Raw genomic sequence first — 15,584 nt, 5'->3', positions numbered from 1 at the left:
GCGCACGCCCCTAATCAGTTATTTTCCGACACCGAGTTCTGCGCCGTACAATTCGGCCGCGCCTATCGTGACGACATTCACCCCGGCCGCCGGTCCACTGGTCAGTACCGCCGTGTCACCGGCTATCCGTTCGACGGAAATACGCTGCCGGACGTAGGTCAGCGATTGCGGATTGGTGAATGTCCACGCCTGCCCCTTGGCGTCGTAGAGGACCGCCGCATAGGGAATGGTCTTCCGTTGCTGATCGTCCCGCACCACGGCGGTCTTGATGTCGAGTCGTTTCGCCGCCTGCTCGGTCAGCTTCACCGTGGCGGTCTCCGCACCACTCGCCTTCTCCACCTTGGCGGGCTTCTCCCCACCTGCCGGGCCGGCCTGCGGGCCGCAGGCGGCGAGGGCGAGGCAGGCGACGAGAACGAGCGCCGCCGAGGGGCTGGGCCGTGTCGTCCTAGGCCGATTCCACATTGGACTCTCCTCTTGGCGCGAACCTCAGGTACAGGGCCGGAAGGACGAACACGGTGACCAGTGTCGAAGTGACGAGGCCGCCGAGGATCACGATGGCGAGCGGGGCCACCAGCTCAAGCCCGGTCACGCTGCCCATGACGGCGAACGGAAGCAGCACCAGTGCGATGGCGAGGTTGGCCGTCACGATCGAGCCGATCCGCTCCCGAACACCACGCAGGACCAGATCCGTCCCGAACTCCTCTTCTTCGCGGAGCCGCTGATAGTGGCCGAACAGGGCCATCCCCTGCCGCACGGCGACCGCCAGGATCGCCAGGAAGCCGACCATCGTGCCGAAGGTCGTGACGCCACCGGTGAACGCCGCCGCCAGCGCTCCGCCCGCCAGCGCCCCCGGCAACGTCAAGAAGAGCACGGAGGCCAGCCGCCAGCTCGAGAACGCGGCCTGCAGCAGCAGGAAGATCCCGATCAGTGCGGCGATCGCGAGAATCCAGGCCAGTCGCCACTCGTCCTGCTTCTGCGTGTACTTGCCCAGCACCTCGGCGTGATGCTCCACCGGGAAGCCGATCCGCTGCACGCGGGCTTGGACGTCCTGGATCACCGAGTCGAGATCCCGGCCCTGCACGTCGGCGATCACGTCGACGCGCCGCTGGACCGCGTCCCGCTTGATCACCACGGGATAGGGCGCCACCCGGACCTCGGCGAGTTCACCCAGCCGGACCCGCCCGCCGTTCGGGGTGTCCACCAGCACGTTCTGGACGTCGGTCAGGCTGTGCCGGGTCTCCGGCGACCCCCACACCACCACGTCGAAGACCTTCTGCTCTTCGAACAGGCTGCCCACCTCGACCCCGGACAGGAACGTGGCCGCGGCACGCCGTACGTCACCCGGTTTGATGCCGTTGCGGTGCGCGGCTTCGAGGTCGACCTCGACCTCGACGGTCGGTTCTTCGGCGGGCAGGTCGACTCTGGGCTCGCCGACCCCGTCGACGTCCGCGATAGCCCGTCGCACCTCTTCAGCCTTGCCGCGCAGCACGTCCGGGCTCTGGCCGTAGAGGCGAACCACCAGCGAGCCGTCGGCTTCGGCACGCACGTCGTTCATCCGCGCCTCCGGGTAGGTCAGCACCTGGCTGGACAATCCGGGATAGCCGCCCGCGACGTCGCGGATCGCGGCCAGTGTCGAGTCGTACGGCGCGTCCGGATCGAGGCTGACCCACAGTTGCCCGGAGTTGATGTTGACCACCTGGTCGGAGGTGACCGCACGCCCGACATGGGCGGCGACGTTGCGCACGCCGGGAAGGGCGCGCAGTTCCTGTCCCGCCCGTTGGGTGATCCGGTTCATCTCCGCCCGCGAAGTGCCCGGTGCGGCGTCCCACTGCACCACCAGCGTGCGGTCCTGCAACGCGGGAAGCGTGGCGCCGGCCCCGAGCAGGGTGGGCAGGCCGGCGATCCCGACGGCGAGGACGACGGCGATCGCCACGTAGACGGTCCGCTTCCCGGCGACGAACCGGGCGAGCAGCGCGCCGTGTACCCGCTGAAGCAGGCGCACCACGGGTGGATCGTCACGGCGCGGGTCGCCACGGCGGAGCAGCACACTGGCGAGCGCGGGCGTCACGATCAGCGCGACCGCCATCGACGCCAGCAAGGCGATCGCGTAGGCCAGCCCGAACGAGGAGAAGAACGCGCCGGTCAGTCCGCCGAAGAACAGGAAGGGGACGATGGCCAGCAACAGGATCACGGTGGCGTAGACGAGCGGGGTCCGGATCCGCACCGACGCCTTGACGATCTCGGCCGCGGTGGAGCCGTCCGCACCGTCTTCTTGGCTTCTCTGCCGCAGTCTTCGCCTTATGTGGTCGATGTCGACCACCGCGTCGTCGACGACGACCGTGAGGGCTATCGCGAACCCGGCCAAGGCGACGGCGTTGAAACCGGCGCCCAGGAAGGACAGGACCAGGCCCGCCACGAGCAGCGACAACGGGACGACCACGGCGCTGACCAGTGCGACCCGCCAGCTGAAGAACATCGACCCGAGCAGCACCAGCAGCAGGAGCAGCCCGATCAGCAGGGCGAGGCCGAGATTTCCGGTGGCCTGCTCGATGAACGTCGCGGGCCGGTACACGGTGGTGTCGACGGTGACGCCGGAAAGCCCGGGCTGCAACGCTTTCAACGCGTTCTCGACGCCTTTGGTCACTTCACCCGTATTGAAGCCGGGGAACGTCTCGACCACGAGCATCAGGCTCGGCTCGTCGTTGACCAGCGAGTCACCGATCAGTGGCTGATGATCCTCGACCACGTTGGCGACGTCGGACAGGCGCAGCTTCCGGCCGGCCGGGTCCTCGATGGTGACCTGGGACAAGGCTTGCGGCGTGCTGATCGGCAGCACGTGCTGGACGCCCATACGTTGCTGCGGGCTCTCCACGAACCCGCCGCTGCCGGGTGTGGACGCCTCCAGGAAACTCAGCGGGGACACCCACAACGCGTTGCCCGTCGTGCGGATGACCTGGCTGACCGGTACGCCGTGCTGTCGCATCTTCTCCGGATCCAGGTGCACCTGAAGCTGGCGCTCACGCTGACCGAAGATGGCGACGTTGGCCACGCCGGGCACACCGAGCAGCCGCGGCTTGATCTTCCAGCGGGCGAGCACCGACATTTCGATCAGCGAGACGTCCTTCGACGACAACCCGACCATCATCAGCCGGCTCGTGGACGACAGCGGCTGCATGATGACCGGCGGTTTGGACACGTTGGGCATGTCACCCGCCTGCACCAGCCGCTCCTGGACCATCTGCCGAGCGTCGAGGATGTCGGTGCCCGGCTCGAAGATCATTTCGATGGAGGACAGGCCGGGCACCGATTCCGACCGGATCTCGTCGATCCACGCCACCTGGTTGAGCAGGTCGGCCTCCAGCGGCGCCGTGATCAACTGCTCGACCTCACCGGCCGACAGGCCGAGCGCCTCGGCCTGGATCTCCACCCGTGGCGGGGTGAACTCCGGCAACACCTCGACGGGAGTATCGCGCAGCTGGAATGCGCCGAAGACCATCGCCACGAGAGCAATCGGAAGAACCAGCAGCCGGAACTTAATGCTCGAACCCGCGAACCAGTGCAACATTGGCAGCGACCTCCCAGGAATTGCTCCAAAAGGTTTCTATCCGATCGCCCGTTCGGTCTCGCCTACTACATCTTCCGCGTCATCACAGGCCATTAATACCCGCCCGGCGTCCGCTCCACATTGAGTGCTTCGGACTCGCGACGGAACCGACTGCACGAAAATTGCGGTATTTATACCTATTCATGCCTTCTGTGCCGTAACATGTATTTGTTTCAAGGTCGAATCCCGGTTGGAAACGTTTTCTCATTAGGGGTGAAGTGGCACCGCTCGTAGGGCGCTGCGAAGAGATACTGCGTCTTCGGCATGCCCTCGCCATCGTGGACAAGGGCGGCGGAGTCGCGATCGCGATCACCGGCGAGCCGGGTATGGGCAAGAGCCGTCTGCTCGACCACCTCGCGAGCATCGCCGGGGAGGGACCGGTGGCCAGGACCGTACTCTCCGCGCAGGCGGCCGAGTTCGGGCGAACCGAGCCGTTCGGCGTGCTGATCGAGGCGCTGGACGACGCCGTCGAATCGGCGCTGGCCGCCGATCCCGGTCTGCTCGACGGACATGCCAGGAAGCTGCTCACCCCGATCCTGCCTGCCCTACTGCGCCGAGACGGCATCGGAGATCGGCACTCGTACCCCGGCGATCGCGCCAGGCGGTGTCACGAGCTCCGCAGGCTGCTGCGAACGCTGGCGGCGGGGCGGCCGGTCGTGCTCATCCTCGACGACGTGCACTGGGTCGATCGAAGTTCGGCCGAGTTCCTCGGGCACCTGTTGCGCCATCCCGCGATCCCTCGCCTGCTGATCGCACTCGCCTACCGGCCGGTGCAGATGCCTGCCCTGCTGGCACAGGACATCGAGCGCACCGAACGCACCAGCAGGCTCGAGGTGATCGAGCTCCCGCCGCTGACCATCCGCGAAGCGGCCGAACTCCTCACACCCGTGGTACCGAGTTCGAGGCTCAACGCGGTGTACGCGGCCAGTGAGGGCAACCCGTTGTATCTCAAGGCGGTCTGGCGCCGCCACACCGAACGGAGCGTGCCGTCCGACGGCGCCGACCCGGCGCTGCGAGTGTTGCTGAACGCGGAACTTCCGGCGATCTCCACGGCCGGACTGCACTTGCTGCGGGCCGCGGCGGTGCTGGGCGATCCCTTCGATCTGCTGCACGCGGCGGCGCTGGCCGGGCTGACCGGCCGGGCGGCGGATATCGCGCTCGAAGGTCTCGTCGAGCGAGACCTGGTGCGTCCGACGAGTTCGGTGCGGGTATTCCGGTTTCGGCACACGCTCATCCGTGACGCGGTTTACGCACTGACCGAACGAGGGTGGCTGGTCGCCGCCCATCGGCGTGCGATCGAGCAGCTTCGAGGACGCGGCGCGGGCGTCGTCGACATCGCCCGTCACGTCGCCCAGGTCGCGGAACACGGCGACATGGAAGCGGTGACGATACTCGAAGAAGCCGCACACGCGCTGCTGACCCAGGCGCCGGCCACCGCCGCCGGTTGGCTTGCCGACGCGGAGCGGCTGTTGCCGCACAACGGCATCGAGACGGATCTGCGCCGGATTCGTTTGCTCGGCGAGCTCGCCGACGCGCTCCTGCGGTCCGGCAAGCTCATCGACGGCAATCGACGACTTCGGGACCTGCTCAAGCTCGTGCCTCCCGACCATCACGAGATCCGGGTGCGCTACGTGTGCGAGAGCGCGGAATCGGACCAGCTCACCGGCCGGTTCGACCGCGCCGAAACCCTGGTGCGGGCCCAGCTGCGGGAACTCTCACAAGATCGCCCCCAGGAACGGGCGACCCTGCTGGTCGCCCTGGCCACGGGGGGATTCCTGCGTGGCGCACTGGCGGACGCGCTGAGCCATGCACGCCAGGCGAACGCGCTCATCACCGGCGATGCCGCCCCGGACCGGCGGCTGGCCGCCTTGAGCACACTCGCGATCACGGCTGTGGCCGGCGGGGAAGTACTGGTCGCCGCGGAAGCGAGCGCGCAGGCCGCGACCCTGTTCAATTCCCTGGACGACGAGCCGGCGGCGAACCAGCTGGTCCACCTCGCGGGACTGGCGTGGGCCGACTACTACCTCGGCTGGCACGACCAGGCGTTGCGAGTGGCACGCCAGGCCACCCAGCTCGCCCAGCGCACCGGTCACCTGTCGACACTCCCGTTGCTGCTCCTGTGTGTGAACAGGGCGCACCTGCACGCCGGCCGGCTTCGGCAGGCGCTCGATGTGGCCGGGCAGGCCGAGGAGATCGCCCGATCCAACGAGAGCGACGACCATCTGTCCATGGCACTCGCGGCGAAGGCCGAGGCCGTCCTCTGGCTCGACGGCTCGACCGCCCCCGCGACCCGCCTCGCCGTCGAGGCCTTGGCCGCGGCAGGCTGGCGAACCGGCCTGGCCGGTCGCAAGGCCGCCTTCGTACTCGTGGAGACGGCTCTCACCACCGGTAGCCCACAGCACAGCGTGCGTCAGCTGCTCTCGGCAGGCGGCGGTCCCGCCTTGCCTGCCTGGCCGCACACCTGCCGCCCGAAGGTGTTCGAACTGCTGACCCGCGCCGCACTGGCCTCCGGCGACCTCGACCAGGCGGAGCGCTGGGCGGCCAACGCGGAACGGGCCGCGACCCACACGGAGTTCGGCGGGCCGAGTTATGCCCGGCTCGCCCGGGCCCGGCTCTTCATGGCTCACGGCGATCCCAAGATGGCCGCCGGTCTCGCGCTGACCGCGGCCGACGGATTCGGCAACGAGGGATTCCTGATCGAGGAAGGACGTTCCCGTGCGGTCGCCGCGTATGTGCTCGCCCAGGCGGGCGCCGGCCGCGACGCGGTACCGCAGATCCGCAAGATCATGCGGATCGCGCGTGACTGCGAATCCACCCGCCTCGCCGTCATGGCCGAGCACGCGACCGTCACGGTGCCCGGCACGAATGCCGGGCAACCGACCCATCGCGACCCCTACGCACCGCTATCCCGCCGAGAACGGGAAGTCGCGGCACTGCTCGCCACCGGGATGACCAACCGGGAGATCGCGAATCGGCTGGACGTCACCATCCGGACCGTCGACGCGCATGTCAGCCGCATCCTGCGCAAACTCGGCGTCCCGTCGCGCGCCGCCGTCGTCGGCCTCCAGCTTCCCGAGGGGACGACGTCGGGCTGACTTGGCGATCGGGTCCGGATCTCAGTGTCCGCGAGCGATCCATTCGGCCAGGTGTGGCGCTTCGGTGCCGATCGTGGTGGGGTCGCCGTGTCCGGTGTGGACCTTGGTGTCCTCGGGCAAGGCGAAAAGCCGTTCCTTGATCGAGGAAATGATCGTCGGGAAATCCGAGAACGAGCGTCCCGTCGCGCCGGGCCCGCCCGAGAAGAGCGTGTCCCCGGAGAAGAGCGCGTTGGCCTCGGGCAGGTGCAGGCAGACCGATCCGGGCGAGTGCCCCGGCGTGTGGATGACCTCGAACTCCGTGCCCGCGACTGCGATCCGCTCGCCGTCCTCCGTAGGCCGGAAACGGCCACCGGGGTGGGTCATCTCCCACAGCTCCCGGTCCCCCGGATGCAGAACGGCAGGCGCGTGCAGGTGTTCGCTCAGCAGCGGGGCGACGGTGACATGGTCGTTGTGCCCGTGGGTGCAGACGATGGCGACGACGTCACGGCCGCCAACGGCCTCGGTGATGGTCTTCTCGTCGTGCGCGGCGTCCACGATCACGACCTCGTCGTCGTCTCCGACGAGCCAGACGTTGTTGTCGACGTCCCAGCTCCCGCCGTCGAGTTCGAAGACCCCGGCGGTGACGACGCGCTCGATCCGCAGGTTCCCGCTCACAGGATCACCACCGAACGCAGCACTTCGCCGGCGTGCATGGCGTGGAACGCCTTCTCGACGCCGTCGAGCGAGATCCGCTCGGTCACGAACCGCTCCAGCGGCAACCGGCCCTGGAGGTACAGGTCGATCAGCATCGGGAAGTCCCGCTCCGGCAGGCAATCGCCGTACCAAGACGACTTCAGCGAGCCACCGCGGGAGAAGAAGTCGATCAGCGGCATCTCCAGGCGCATGTCCGGTGTCGGGACGCCGACCAGCACCACGGTGCCGGCCAGGTCACGGGCGTAGAACGCCGCTTTCCACGTCTCCGGACGGCCGACCGCGTCGATGACGACGTCGGCGCCGAAACCGCCGGTCAGTTCCTGGATCGCGGCGACCGTGTCGGTATCGCTCGCGTCGACGGTGTGGGTCGCGCCGAGCTCACGGGCCCACGCGAGTTTCCGTTCGTCCCGGTCGACCGCGATGATCGTGCCCGCGCCGGCCAGCCGGGCCCCGGCGATGGCGGCGTCACCCACTCCCCCACAGCCGATGACCGCGACCGAGTCCCCGCGGCCGACGGCACCGGTGTTGACCGCCGCGCCGAGCCCCGCCATCACGCCGCAGCCGAGCAGGCCCGCTACGGCCGGGTCCGCGGCGGGATCGACCTTGGTGCACTGTCCGGCGTGGACGAGTGTCTTGTCCACGAACGCGCCGATGCCCAGGGCCGGGGTCAGCTCGGTGCCATCGGTCAGGGTCATCTTCCGCGTCGCGTTGAAGGTGTCGAAGCAGTACTGCGGACGTCCGCGCTTGCAGGCCCGGCACTGCCCGCACACGGCGCGCCAGTTGAGGACGACGAAGTCCCCTGGCTGTACGGAATGCACGCCCTCTCCGACGCTTTCCACGGTGCCCGCGGCCTCGTGGCCGAGCAGGAACGGGAACTCGTCGTTGATGCCGCCGTCGCGGTAGGTCAGATCCGTGTGGCAGACCCCGCAGGCCGCGATCGACACGACGACCTCACCGGGTCCCGGGTCCGGGATCACGATGTCCGTCAGCTCCACCGGAGCGTTCCGGGACCGGGCGATCACCCCGCGCACCTGCTGTGGCATTCCCTGTTTCCTCCACCGTTCGGCGATATAGGCATGCGGATGAGCGCATGCTTCACGTGAGGTTAGGCCGGAAACGCGCGGCGGCGACCTGGCCATCGGTCCAGTGGATCCTGTCCTTTCGACCAGGCAAGCTAGGCTCGCCCGATGCCGGATCCAGCCGACCTGACCGCACTGCGCGACGTCATCGAAGGCCCGCTACGTGAAATCGCCGACCGGTTCTCGCGTTTCCTCGCCGACGGCTGGCCGCACCAGGCTCTGGTCATCTTCACCCGGGAGTGCACCGGGCGGCCTCGCAAGGTCACCGGCGCCCGGGAGATCACCGACAAGGTCACCATCGCCGAACTCGAAGCACTCAAAGCGAGCGTTCCTCCCGGCCATCAGCTGACCACGACGGCCACGCTCGGCGGCACCACCCGGACGGTCTGGGCCGTGCAGGACCCGATCGGCACCCTGCTCGTCCTCGTCCCCCGGTCGGCCCGGACCCGTTTCCCGCAGCCCGCCCGCCTGGCGGAGGTCTTCGGCATCGTCGCGACCTCGATCCGCCAACAGGTGACCCAGGCCAGCCCGGACTACCTCGCCGAATCCCGCGCGGCCTCCAGCGAACGCGCCCGGACGATCGCCGAGATGGCCGCGGCGCACGAAACCGCGCTCGTCACCGTCCTCACCACCCTGCGGTCGACCCGGCTGGACGACCACCGCGCCCGGCTCGCCGCGACCGACTCCGCCTCGGCCGCGCTGGTCGCGCTCCGAGCCGCCCGGGAAACCGATCTCGCGCGATCCGAAGAGCCCGCGTATGCCGCCTTCGGCAGGGTACGGCGGGAAATCCGGCAGATGCTGCGCCACCACGACGCGGAGCTGGAGTTCACGGCCCCGGCGAAGAACGGACAGCCGGTACCGGGCGAGGTCGCCCACGCCGCCAGGGCGATGACGTGTGCGGCGGTCCTGGCCTTCACCGGCCAGCCGGATCTGACCCGCCTCCGGATCGCCTGGTCGAGCGACAGCACCGCGCTGCACGTCGACATCCGAGATCAGGAATCCGGGAACCTCGACGTCCACGGCCTGCGATCGCAGCTCGACGGACGTGCGAAAACGCTGGGGGCCACCGTCGAGATCGACGCCGTCGCCGACTGGGGCAGCCGCGTCACGATCGACCTCCCGTTCGAGCCGGCCGCGGGCAGGGTCGACGAGATCCAACTGACGGGCCTCAACCCTCGCGAACTCGAAGTGCTACGGCTGGTGGCACAAGGACAACGCAACAAATCCATCGCCGCCGCGCTCGGCATCACCGAAAGCACGGTCAAGTTCCACGTCGCAGGCCTCATGAAGAAGCTGAACGTCACCTCGCGCGGTGAAGCCGCGGCCTTGGCCCTGAGCGCCGGAGTCCCCGGCACTCAGGGCGCCACGCCATGATCGGCGATCCGGCTACCAATACCGCACGGAACAGATGGAGCACGGTGCCGTGGTCTCGTCGTGTTCACACAGGACGTAGCGGGCGGCCCGCGAACGCCGGAAGTCCTTCAGCCGCCCGCACAGCCATTCGAGCGGGGTCAGCGGCCGGTAGCCGGGTAGCTCCTGGGGAACGGCGTCGCGTTTGCGCTGAGACCACATCTCGGTCGCCCATCCTGGTGTCGGCCCCCGGGAACTGAACGGCATCTCGTGTCGGTCGAGTGGCCGACACCGTACCCCGGACCCCGCCGATCAGCAGAAGCCCGCACGAGCCTTCTCACGGTCCGGTGCCACCCCGAATTCAGCGGGCTGGCAGGTGGTTTCGAGCACCGACATCCACAGGTCGCCGTCGGGGTCGACCTGGTTGCGGCGACTGGTCATCAGGGAGAACGGGACGTGCACGAAGCGGCGGCGCCAGCGCGCGACCGCGGCTTCGGTACGACCGGCCATGGCGGCGTGCACCGCGGCGTGGGCGAGACGAAGGCAGTAAACGCTGTCGTAAGCGTTCGCCGCGACGCTGCGCACCGCGTAGCTCGGGTCGATGTAGCGCATCGTGGGGGCCAGGCCGGCCGCGGCCAGGTGTCCGGCGATGCTCGCTTTGAGCAGTTCGCCGATGTTGCCGAGTCTGATGTTGCCCGAGGCGTCGGTGCCGTGCCCGTTGTGCTCGGGCAGACCGTGTTCTTCGAGAAGGTCTTGGCCCGCACCCTCCGCCAGGACGATCACCACGTGGCCTTTGGCTCGCACGTGCTGCTCGACGTGGGCCAGCAGACCGTCCGCTCCCCCGAGGCTGAACGGGATTTCGGGGATCAGGACGATGTCCGCGGCGTTCGCGGCCAGCGCGGCATAGCTGGCGATGAACCCGGAATGCCGGCCCATCAGCTTCACGATCCCGACGCCGTTCGGGCTGGCCGCGGCTTCGACGGAGACCGCGGAGATGAAGTCGGTGGCCCGCGCGAACGCGCTCTGGAACCCGAACGACTGATCGGTGAAGGGCAAGTCGTTGTCGATCGTCTTCGGCACTCCGATGACGGCGATGTCGAGGTCGCGTGCCCTGATCGCCTTACCGAGGAACGTCGCGGCGCGCATTCCTCCGTCACCGCCGATGACGAACATGACGTCGATGCCGCGCTGGACGAGGCTGTCGACCATTTCGTCGGCGTCCTGGCCGCCTCGGGAGCTGCCGAGGATGGTGCCGCCGGCGTTGTGGATGTCGCGGACGCGCTCGGGTGTCAGTTCGACGGTGTCGTGGCGGTGTTCGGCCGTCAGCCCCTGGAGGCCGTTCCGGAAACCCAGGATCCGCTTGACCTTGTAGTGCACGGCGAGTTCCTGGACGAGACCGCGGATGACGTTGTTGAGACCGGGACACAGTCCACCGCAGGTGACGATGCCGGCGGTCACGCGCGCGGGGTCGAAGTAGATCTTGCGGCGCGGCCCGGCGGCTTCGAAACTCGGGGCCGCGCCGGACGGGAGGTCGTGGCCGGCCAGCATGGACACGGTGTCCTCGAGCAGGACGCGGTCGCCCTCCGCGACGTAATGCGGCGAGGTCTGCTTGGTGGAGAGCATCTCGGAGAACGGCGAATCGAAACGGCACTCGCCGAGGCGGCGAACGCGGAGGTCGTCCAGGTGCAACGTCACCGAATCTCCTTGATCGTAGGTGCTTTCCGGGGTGGTTATCCGAAGATCGTGTGCGTGATGTGCCGAACCTGGCCCCTGGAGATCAGGAGTGATTCGACGATGGTCCCGCCGTCGCCTTTTCTCGGCCGTCCGACGAGTGGCCCGCCGCTGACGCCGGTGGCGACGAAGAAGGCACTGCCCGCCACGAGCTCGTCACGTTCATAGACGCGGTCGACGGACATTCCTGCCGCACGGATCGCCGCCGCCTCCTCGTCACGTTGCGGGACCAGGCGGCCCAGCATGCCTCCGCCCAGCGCGCGGACCGCCGCGGCGGTCATCACCCCTTCCGGAGTGCCGCCGACGCCTAGGAGCAGATCGACGTCGAGACTCGGCAGGAGCACTGCCAGACTCCCTCCGACATCGCCTCCGGCCGGTGTCTGCACCGCCGCGCCCGCGTCGACCACCCGGGCGATCAAGTCCTTGTGCCGCGGCTTGTCCATGATGACGACGCGAAGCTCGGAGACCTTCTTGCCGAGCGCCCGGGCGACCTTGCTCAAGGTGTGCTCGGGAGAGTCGTCGAGATCGATGATGTCCTTCGCCTGGGGCGGCACCACGATCTTGTCCATGTAGAACCCCGGTCCGGGTGACCACAAAGTGCCGGCCTCGCCGAACGCGATCGTCGCCAGGGAACCGGGAAGGTCCTTGGCACAGAAGGAAGTTCCTTCGAGCGGGTCCACCGCGATGTCGAAATCCGGTCCCCGGCCGTCGCCGACGATCTCCCCGTTGAACAACATCGGGGCGTCGTCCTTCTCCCCCTCCCCGATGACGACGGTTCCCCGGCCGGGCGCGTCGGCCAGGGCTTCCCGCATGGCCGTGGTCGCCGCCGCGTCCGCGGCCTTCTGATCGTGCCGTCCCACCCAGGCGTAGCTGGCCACCGCGGCACGGCAGGTGGCGGCCAGCGCCACCGCCTCCAGGGTGTGGATGTCGACAGTGCTCCGCGGTGCGACCTCGTTCCGGCGCTGCATCTTGGACTCCTCTACTCGGACGTGGCATCAGGACGAGATCGCGGCACCGGTCACTCGAGATTCGCGTGCAGGCGCCACAGTTCGCGGGCCTGGGTACCGCCGGACTTCCACAGCGTGTGGAACAACGCGTCGGTGATCAGCAGGACGGACTGTTCGAACAGGCTTCCGGCGTACTGGACGGACGCGGTTCCGTCGAAATCCTGCTTGTCCGCTGCCGGGACGACGAGGACCTCGGTCGCGATCTTCGCCAGCGGCGAAGATGCGGCCGTGGTCAGCGCGATCACGTCCGCGCCCTGGTCGCGCGCGGTCTGTGCGGCCCGGACCACCCGTGCCGTCGTCCCCGAGCCCGACGCCGCCACCAGCACGTCGCGCGCGCCGATCGCCGGCGCGGTCACCTCACCGACGACGTGGGTGGGGAGTCCGAGGTGCATGAAGCGCATCGCGGCCATCTGGAGGGCCAGCCCGCTTCGCCCGGTACCGATCGTGAACACCTTCGGCGCCTTCAGCAACAAGGCGCCCGCCCTCGTCCAGGCCGGGAAGTGTACCCCGGCGCTCACCTTGTCCACTTCTCCGACGACCGCACGCGTCGCGTCCGAGAAAAGACCGGGATCGAGGTTCTTCGAAATCGATTGCGTCACCGAAATCTTCCTCCATTTCGCGGGACTCGCTTCATTGAGAAGAAATAATTGCCCACCGGTGCGACGTCCCTCAAGACATCCGGCATTGGGAACCGCTATCCCCTGATCACGAAAACGAATGAACACCGAGAGCAGCGTGAGACAGGCGGCCCCGGCTTCGCGCCGGGGCCGCCGATACGGGCTGGTCAGCCCTGCCGCGCGAACCGCACGCTTCGCAGTGCCGCTTCGACGACGGCCTCGGCGGTGATGCCGAACTGGCTGAACAGCGTCTTGCAGTCCGCCGAAGCACCGAAATGCTCCAGCGACACGATTTCGCCCGCGTCACCGGCGAACCGGTGCCAGGGCTGCGCCACACCCGCTTCGACGATCACCCTGGCACGCACCGAGACGGGCAGCACTTCGTCCCGATAGGACCGATCCTGCCGGTCGAACCACTCCACGCACGGCATCGACACCACCCGGGTGGCCAAGCCTTGTGATTCCAGGATCTTCCTGGCTTCCACGGCCAGCTGGACCTCGGAACCGGTGCCGACGAGCACCACGTCGGGTTTGCCCGAGGATGCCTCGGCGAGGACATAGCCGCCGCGGGACACCCCCTCGGCGGAGGTGCCTTCCAAGGTCGGCACGTCCTGGCGGGTGAGCGCCAGCCCTGCCGGTCCGCCGGTGTCCTCCAGCACGGCTTTCCAGGCGTGCGCCGTCTCGTTCGCGTCCGCCGGGCGCACCACCGACAGCCCGGGGATGGCGCGCAGCGACGCCAGCTGCTCCACGGGCTGGTGGGTCGGTCCGTCCTCACCGAGTCCGATCGAGTCGTGCGTCCACACGTAGATGGCGGGCAGCCGCATCAACGCGGCCAGCCGCACCGCCGGGCGCATGTAGTCGCTGAAGATGAGGAAAGTGCCGCCGTACGGCCGGGTTCCACCGTGCAGCGCGATGCCGTTGAGGATCGATCCCATCGCGTGCTCACGGATGCCGAAGTGCAGCGTGCGACCGTAGGGCTGAGCCGTCCAGGCCTCGGTGGAGATCTCGGCCGGACCGAACGAGTCCGCGCCCTTGATCGTGGTGTTGTTGCTCTCGGCCAAATCCGCCGAACCACCCCAGAGCTCGGGCAGCGTCTTGCCGAGTTCGGCCAGCACCGCGGCCGACGCCTTTCGCGTGGCGACGCCCTTTTCGGACGGCTCCCAGACGGGGAGGTCGCCGTCCCATCCGGCGGGCAGCTCACGGCGGGCCATGCGGTCCAGCAACGCCTTGCGCTCCGGGTTGGCCTGCGCCCAGGCGTCGAACTCGAGCTGCCACTTCTCGTGGTCCGCCCGGCCGCGGCCGGCCACTTCGCGGGCATGGTGCAGGACCTCGTCGTCGACCTGGAAGCTGCGCCGCGGGTCGAAGCCGACGGCGCTCTTGACGGCGGCGAGTTCCTCGGCGCCGAGCGCGGCACCATGCACCTTGCCGGTGTTCATCTTGGTCGGCGCCGGGTAGCCGATCACGGTGCGGAGCACGATCAGGGTGGGGCGCGCGGTCTCCGCCCTTGCCTGCTCGACGGCGTCCAGGAAGCCCGCCACGTCCTCACCGCCGTGGACCGTGAGAACCTGCCAGCCGTACGCCTCGTAGCGTTTGGCGGTGTCCTCGGAGAGAGCGATGCGGGTGTCGTCCTCGATGGAGATCTCGTTGCTGTCGTAGACCACCGTGAGGTTGCCGAGCCGCTGGGTTCCGGCCAGCGACGAGGCCTCGGAGGTGACACCCTCCTCGATGTCGCCGTCCGAAGCGATCACGTAGACCTGGTGGTCGAACACGCTCCGGCCCGGCTCGGCGTCCGGGTCGAACAGTCCCCGCTCACGACGGGCGGCCATGGCCATGCCGACCGCGTTCGCCAGGCCCTGGCCGAGGGGGCCCGTGGTCGTCTCCACTCCGACAGTGTGCCCGTACTCGGGGTGCCCCGGCGTCAGCGAATCCCACTTGCGCAGGGCCTTCAGGTCGTCGAGTTCCAAACCGTAGCCGGAGAGGAACAGCTGGATGTACAGGGTGAGGCTCGAATGCCCGGCCGAGAGCACGAACCGGTCCCGTCCGATCCAGCGCGCGTCGCCGGGGTCGTGCCGCATGACCCGCTGGAAAAGCGCGTAAGCGACGGGAGCGAGGCTCATGGCCGTGCCGGGGTGCCCGCTCCCGCAGTGTTCGACCGCGTCCGCGGCCAGCACGCGCGCGGTGTCCACCGCGCGCCGGTCCAGCTCCGTCCAGTCTTCGGGGAGCCGCCTGGTGGTCAAGCGGGCGAGCTCGCCGATCGATTCGTTTGCTGCCATGAACGCGCTCTCCTGATTCGCCGCGTGCCGGATCGGTGGGGGTGTTATCGGGTGGCGCGTTGTTTGAGTTCTTTGGCCGCGGCGGCGGGGTCGGTGGCGTTGTAGATCGCGCCTCCGGCCACGGCGACTTTCGCT

Annotated in this window: 11 protein-coding genes; 2 read left to right on the top strand and 9 right to left on the bottom strand. The window is 68.6% G+C overall.

The window, feature by feature from the left end; translation table 11 throughout:
* Positions 1 to 18 precede the first annotated feature (18 nt).
* The gene (locus tag ACIBTM_RS34465) at positions 19 to 462 is read right to left on the bottom strand and encodes a hypothetical protein (protein ID WP_395881325.1); all 444 of its coding nucleotides are present in this window, start codon (positions 460 to 462) and stop codon (positions 19 to 21) included.
* On the bottom strand, positions 446 to 3,565 hold the full coding sequence (locus tag ACIBTM_RS34460) for an efflux RND transporter permease subunit (protein WP_395881324.1): 3,120 nt from the start codon (positions 3,563 to 3,565) through the stop codon (positions 446 to 448). Before ACIBTM_RS34460 ends, ACIBTM_RS34465 begins: the two co-directional genes overlap by 17 nt.
* Before the next feature lie 257 nt (positions 3,566 to 3,822).
* On the opposite strand from ACIBTM_RS34460, the gene ACIBTM_RS34455 reads away from it, so the two are divergent.
* Positions 3,823 to 6,699, top strand: coding sequence for a helix-turn-helix transcriptional regulator (locus tag ACIBTM_RS34455; protein WP_395881323.1), 2,877 nt, complete (start codon positions 3,823 to 3,825; stop codon positions 6,697 to 6,699).
* 21 nt (positions 6,700 to 6,720) lie between these two features.
* On the opposite strand, the gene ACIBTM_RS34450 is transcribed toward ACIBTM_RS34455, so the two are convergent.
* Together ACIBTM_RS34450 and ACIBTM_RS34445 are read right to left on the bottom strand one after the other, a co-directional pair.
* The gene (locus tag ACIBTM_RS34450; RefSeq protein ID WP_395881322.1) at positions 6,721 to 7,353 is read right to left on the bottom strand and encodes an MBL fold metallo-hydrolase; all 633 of its coding nucleotides are present in this window, start codon (positions 7,351 to 7,353) and stop codon (positions 6,721 to 6,723) included.
* Positions 7,350 to 8,435, bottom strand: a complete 1,086-nt coding sequence (locus tag ACIBTM_RS34445) for an S-(hydroxymethyl)mycothiol dehydrogenase (protein WP_395881321.1) — start codon at positions 8,433 to 8,435, stop codon at positions 7,350 to 7,352. Before ACIBTM_RS34445 ends, ACIBTM_RS34450 begins: the two co-directional genes overlap by 4 nt.
* Before the next feature lie 144 nt (positions 8,436 to 8,579).
* On the opposite strand from ACIBTM_RS34445, the gene ACIBTM_RS34440 reads away from it, so the two are divergent.
* Entirely contained in the window at positions 8,580 to 9,845 is a 1,266-nt protein-coding gene (locus tag ACIBTM_RS34440; protein WP_395881320.1) for a LuxR C-terminal-related transcriptional regulator, read from the top strand.
* A gap of 12 nt (positions 9,846 to 9,857) precedes the next feature.
* On the opposite strand, the gene ACIBTM_RS34435 is transcribed toward ACIBTM_RS34440, so the two are convergent.
* The 5 genes from ACIBTM_RS34435 to tkt all read right to left on the bottom strand — a co-directional run bounded on the left by ACIBTM_RS34435 (position 9,858) and on the right by tkt (position 15,449).
* Positions 9,858 to 10,088 (bottom strand): hypothetical protein, encoded by a 231-nt coding sequence (locus ACIBTM_RS34435; RefSeq protein ID WP_395881319.1) that lies wholly within the window; start codon positions 10,086 to 10,088, stop codon positions 9,858 to 9,860.
* Between the two features lie 45 nt (positions 10,089 to 10,133).
* Entirely contained in the window at positions 10,134 to 11,516 is a 1,383-nt protein-coding gene (locus tag ACIBTM_RS34430) for an ATP-dependent 6-phosphofructokinase (RefSeq protein ID WP_395881318.1), read from the bottom strand.
* A gap of 35 nt (positions 11,517 to 11,551) precedes the next feature.
* A complete protein-coding gene (locus ACIBTM_RS34425; RefSeq protein ID WP_395881317.1) occupies positions 11,552 to 12,520 on the bottom strand; it encodes a fructose-bisphosphatase class II family protein in 969 nt (322 codons plus the stop codon).
* Between the two features lie 50 nt (positions 12,521 to 12,570).
* On the bottom strand, positions 12,571 to 13,158 hold the full coding sequence (gene hxlB / locus ACIBTM_RS34420; protein ID WP_395881316.1) for a 6-phospho-3-hexuloisomerase: 588 nt from the start codon (positions 13,156 to 13,158) through the stop codon (positions 12,571 to 12,573).
* Between the two features lie 185 nt (positions 13,159 to 13,343).
* Positions 13,344 to 15,449 (bottom strand): transketolase, encoded by a 2,106-nt coding sequence (tkt, locus tag ACIBTM_RS34415; RefSeq protein ID WP_395881315.1) that lies wholly within the window; start codon positions 15,447 to 15,449, stop codon positions 13,344 to 13,346.
* Positions 15,450 to 15,584: the final 135 nt, after the last annotated feature.

Source organism: Amycolatopsis sp. NPDC049868 (assembly GCF_044461365.1).
Lineage (GTDB): Bacteria > Actinomycetota > Actinomycetes > Mycobacteriales > Pseudonocardiaceae > Amycolatopsis.
This window is presented reverse-complemented; position numbering and strand designations above follow the sequence as displayed.